The sequence below is a fragment of the Micrococcoides hystricis genome (genome assembly GCF_042434215.1).
GTDB classification, from domain to species: Bacteria; Actinomycetota; Actinomycetes; order Actinomycetales; family Micrococcaceae; genus Micrococcoides; species Micrococcoides hystricis.
The window spans coordinates 1-4776 of the sequence record NZ_JBHLUB010000015.1; the positions used below are offsets into that span (position 1 = coordinate 1).

The 4776-nt window shown below is 53.6% G+C and carries 4 protein-coding genes; 2 read left to right on the plus strand and 2 right to left on the minus strand.

Annotation, left to right across the window (positions count from 1 at the left end; all coding sequences use genetic code 11):
- Window positions 1-125: 125 nt before the first annotated feature.
- Both ACFFFR_RS03890 and ACFFFR_RS03895 read right to left on the minus strand, forming a co-directional pair.
- A complete protein-coding gene (locus ACFFFR_RS03890) occupies window positions 126-1565 on the minus strand; it encodes an MFS transporter (RefSeq protein ID WP_377458222.1) in 1440 nt (479 codons plus the stop codon).
- Between the two features lie 110 nt (window positions 1566-1675).
- On the minus strand, window positions 1676-2470 hold the full coding sequence (locus tag ACFFFR_RS03895) for an isochorismatase family protein (protein ID WP_377458223.1): 795 nt from the start codon (window positions 2468-2470) through the stop codon (window positions 1676-1678).
- A 213-nt stretch (window positions 2471-2683) separates the two neighbouring features.
- Here ACFFFR_RS03895 and ACFFFR_RS03900 point away from each other — a divergent pair, with 213 nt between their 5' ends.
- Both ACFFFR_RS03900 and ACFFFR_RS03905 read left to right on the plus strand, forming a co-directional pair.
- Entirely contained in the window at window positions 2684-3469 is a 786-nt protein-coding gene (locus tag ACFFFR_RS03900; RefSeq protein WP_377458224.1) for an IclR family transcriptional regulator, read from the plus strand.
- A gap of 119 nt (window positions 3470-3588) precedes the next feature.
- Window positions 3589-4599 (plus strand): glutathione S-transferase family protein, encoded by a 1011-nt coding sequence (locus tag ACFFFR_RS03905; protein WP_377458225.1) that lies wholly within the window; start codon window positions 3589-3591, stop codon window positions 4597-4599.
- Window positions 4600-4776 lie beyond the last annotated feature (177 nt).

A 4776-nucleotide genomic window follows, 5' to 3' on the forward strand; every position in this document is an offset into this window, starting at 1 on the left:
AAGCCTGGACCGACCGCCACGACCTCACCGCAACGGCATCAACCCAAGCGGCCTAACGAGTTAGAAAACCCGAGCAGCCTGTCCAAAAAACTTGACACAGCCCACTAACTAGGTCGGCAGTCCTGTCACTGCCTATTGTGTTGGGGCTTCAATTCGTTATGTTTTTGGTGGGTCGAATCGACTTTGATCTTTGGGATGGAAGACGTGATGGCTTCATCGTCTAGGCCGATACCCAGAGGCCGCGCGTTAGTTTCCGGGAGGAATATTGTCGCGATGATCGCGCCTGCTGCGATGACCGTCAGGTAGATCGCTGGCGCTACAGGTGTGCCGGTGAGATCGATCAACCACGTGGCTACGAACGGTGCTGTGCCACCGAAGATGGCATAAGAAACGTTGTAGGTAATCCCAGAGGCTGTGTATCGGACCTTTGTTGGGAACACTTCGGTGAGTAGGACCGCAGTGACAACGTTGGCTGTCACTGTTCCGAACATGATGAGCACCTGGCCGATAAGTGCGCCCGCGAAGGTTTCATTAGAAGCAATGAGGTATCCGGGAATTGCTGTTAGGCCTAGCATTATCGCAGACGCAAACATGGTCTTCCGTCGCCCGATTCGGTCACAGATACGTCCAATGAACGGTGCTGTTACCGCCGCAAGGGTAAGGGCTAGCACGTTCGAAAGGAGTACAGGGGTCGCCTCTAAACCTACGACTTGCCGGAGGAATGTGGTCATGTAGGTCGAGAAGATGTAGAACGATAGCGCAGTCAGTGAGATGTATCCGCCGAGCAAGAGCATTTCACGCCACTGAAGTTTGAACGTCTGCCTGATCGGCGTGTGTTCAACCGTCTCTGAGGCCTCCTGTATCTCCTGGAATAGCGGTGACTCCCCGAGGTGGCGCCGGATCCAGAATGCTATCAGACCTAGGGGCGCTGCAACCAAGAATGGAATGCGCCAACCCCATTCATCCATGGCTTGTTGTCCCAAGCCTGCAGATAGAACGTAGCTCAGCGCAGCGGCAGCTGCGAAAGCTGTGAACGTTGCTGTGGGCATCGCTGAACCCCAACGAGCCCTTTCGTTAACGGGCGCATGCTCGATGACGTAAGTAACCGCACCCGCATATTCCCCGCCGGCCGATAGGCCTTGCAGACACCGAGCCAAGGTCAACAGTACTGCAGCCCAAATTCCAATTTGGTCGTAGCTGGGCAGCAGGCCAATGGCGGCTGTTGCTCCGGACATCAGCAACACCGTGATGACGAGCACGCGTTTTCTGCCTATTCTGTCACCGAGCATGCCAAAGAGGGCGCCGCCAAGTGGTCGCAAGGCAAAGGCCACTGCGAAAACCGCAAAGGTTTGAAGTAGCCCTACGACAGGGGAGTCTGAACGGAAAAAGGTTGTAGCAATCGTGGTGGCCATGAACCCATAAACTGCAAAGTCGAACCACTCTACAACCGTGCCAGCGAAACCAGCCAAGGTTACTCTCCGTAGGTTTTTGCGATCCACCGGAGCAGTTGACTGATTTCCATGACCTACCGTCGCCGCGGCGGAACCGTGTTGTGATGAAGACATTTTGTTTCCTAATCCTGAAGTCTGGATGTTCGTGAAAGCAAAAGCGGCCCATCTAAGTTGTGGTCTCTAAGATGGGCCGCCTTGCTGACGGAGAATTAAAGGAGAATCGACTAGCTAGAAATGAACTCAGCGGCAGGCTGCTTCTGATTCACAACAGCCGCTGTCGTGGTTGGGGTAGTGTCCTCAAAGTTCGGCAAATTGTTCAGGTAGTCAACAACCGTGGAGAGACTCTCAACATCTCCGAACTTGTTGTCGATATCAAAGAGATTCCAGGCGACGGTGCCGGCCACACGATCTCCTACCGCTTCGCGGACAACGATGGGACGGAACCCTTCTGCCATGGCATCTTCAACGGTATTTCGCACGCAGGCTGAAGCCGTAACACCCGTGACAATCAACGTATCGATGCGATTGGCAGTGAGGAATTGGTTCAAATAGGTCCCGGGAAAGGCCGAGGCGCGTTTCTTGGTGATGACAAGCTCGCCTTCCTCTGGTGCAATCCGTGAATCGATATCGGCGGCACCCGTCGAAGGATCCAAGGTCTCCAATGGGATCTTCTGTGACCACAGACCCATGTCCGACGGTAGCGACGTGTCGAGCACTTCATAGGCAGTGGTAATAAAAATGACAGGTACGCCTTTAGCCCGGGCTGCGGCATTGAGATCCTGACATGCCGGGATGATCGTATCCATGTTGCGGCATGTGAACGCATGATCTGGACGAGTCCAAGCGTTGGCCATATCGATGTGAATGACAGCGGGACGAGTTCCGAAACCCACCCGACGCTTGAAGCCGCGACGCTGCATTTCCTCAGATCCCTGATTGAAGGCCTTCTGCAGAAGTTCTTCTAGTTCGCGTTCGGTTGCCTTGTAGTTCTCGTCTGACTTGTAAATCTCATCCACCATGATGAACTCCTTGATTGATGTGAGCTAGACAACATTTAGTTGCTGTGTGAACAATCTAGTTGCTAGGAGAGCACCTTTCAAGGGGTTCGCTGAAAAACTTTTCCCAGTCGTGCTTCGTCTCGACTTCGACGAGAGTGCAGTTCGAAGGCCACGAAGCTGGGCAGTAAGGGCATAGGCTGCTAAGTAAGGTGTGAACAGAAGGAGTAGAAAACGGTGAAAGAAGTTTCGCAGTCGTCCCCTCAGGGTGCGCCCGCTGCACTGCTAAATGGGTTGGCCATCCTGGAGGCATTTAGTCAGCATGAACCTGCTCTGTCTGTCACGGAAATTGCTGAGCGCGTCGGGTTGCACAAATCGACAGTCTCCCGAGTCCTGCATGGTCTAGCCAATGAGGGGTATGTGCTGCGCGACGGCCACGCGGGCAAGTACCAACTGGACTTGAGGGTGCTGCGTTTAGCCGCACCATTGATGGCTGAACTGGATGCGAGGATAGCGGCGCATCCTCATCTGGAACTTCTTTCGCGGGCGACAGAGGAGACTGCCGCACTTGCGCTCTGGAATGGCAAGAATGTCGTCGTGGTGGATCAGGTGGCTAGCCCTCATCAGGTTAAGCACACGGCCAGTGTCGGCACGCAATACAATCGCTGGCAGTCGTCCGCGGTTCGCACTGTGCTATCTCAGCTTCCGATCGACGAAGTACGGGCGCTAGTCGCTCATGGTCATGTCGACCTCTCTCCCGCGCAGCTTAGTGAGTCGGAGATTGATGCTGAGCTCGAGCGGGTGCAGCGGCTTGGTTATGCCATCAATGAGGGTGCGACAACTCCTGAAGAATTTGGTGTTTCCAGCCCGATTTTCGACACCCGTGGGCAAATTCTGGGTGGAATCGTTGTGTCGGCACCCTTGTCCAGAGTCAAGAACGAAGGCAAGGCAGAGCGCTTGGCGGATCAGGTGAAGCAGGCTGCCGCTGCGGTAACAGCTCGCTTGGGGGCTCCAGCTAGCTAGGGGCCTGGCTGGGGTGCCTGTGGTGAGCGATCCTGCTGCATGGTAATATAGGTGACAAGTCAACTATAAAGAGGCCGATAACAGTTCTTATGTCATCGGTCTTCAGTTAGGAGAGAACCTTGGGTAGCTACGTAAATCCAGATGGTGAATTCGACCGCGACACTAACTACATTGAAGACCGAATTCTTGCCAACCCAGATGCGGCCGGGCTGCGCAAAGATGATGCCGTGGGTACCAAGTACGGTGGTTGGCTCGACAACGATTTGAGTGAAGATGCTGTTGCTTGGCCGGTCGAGGCGAACCGTTATCGCTTGGTGGCTGCTCCCGCCTGTCCTTGGGCGAATCGGACCCTGATTGTTCGAAAACTGCTGGGTTTGGAAGACGTCATTAGCGTTGGCCTGCCAGGTCCGACTCATGATGCTCGCTCGTGGACTTTTGATCTTGATCCTGATGGCAAGGACCCTGTTTTGGGTACTGAACGTCTGCAGGAAAACTACTTCAAACGTTTTCCCGACTACCCTCGGGGAATCACTGTTCCTGCCGTTGTTGATGAGCCAACCGGAAAAGTCGTGACCAACGACTTCAAGCAGATCACGATCGACTTCTCCACCCAGTGGAAGGAATTCCACAAAGCAGACGCACCAGATCTGTTCCCCAAAGAACACATTGAAGAAATGTTCCCCATCATGGATCGGATCTTCCATACCGTCAACAACGGTGTCTACAAGGCCGGATTTGCTGGCAAGCAGGAAGCATATGAGAAGGCCTACAACGAACTTTGGGAAAGCCTTGACTGGCTCGAGGAACGTTTGAGCACCCGCCGCTACCTCATGGGCGATAACATCACTGAAGCAGACATCCGACTCTTTACAACGTTGGCACGATTTGATGCTGTCTACCATGGTCACTTCAAAGCGAACCGGCAGAAGCTGACAGAGATGCCTAACCTCTGGGGTTATGCTCGTGACCTTTATCAGACCCCCGGATTTGGTGAGACCGTTGATTTCCAGCAGATCAAAGATCATTACTACATCGTTCATACCGACGTAAACCCAACCCAAGTTGTTCCGTTAGGACCGGATCCGAAGGTTTGGGAAGAATCACACGAACGTGCCGACCTGGCCTCCTAACTAATAGCTCGGAAAAGCTTAAGCGCCAAGTCCTAACGCTTATGCATCGAGACTTAGAGATCCCAAATATCCTTGAAATGGTCCAGGTTTTCTTCCGTTTGAGTAGATGGGAAAATCTGGGTTATGCCGAAGAAATTCGATCAGGAAGCTAAGGACAGGGTTGTCCGTTTGATTGAG

Excerpts from the sequence above, each read along its gene's own strand:
- ACFFFR_RS03890 (WP_377458222.1), bottom strand. The coding sequence starts at position 1,565 with ATGTCTTCATCACAACACGGTTCCGCCGCGGCGACGGTAGGTCATGGA.
- ACFFFR_RS03895 (WP_377458223.1), bottom strand. The coding sequence starts at position 2,470 with ATGGTGGATGAGATTTACAAGTCAGACGAGAACTACAAGGCAACCGAA.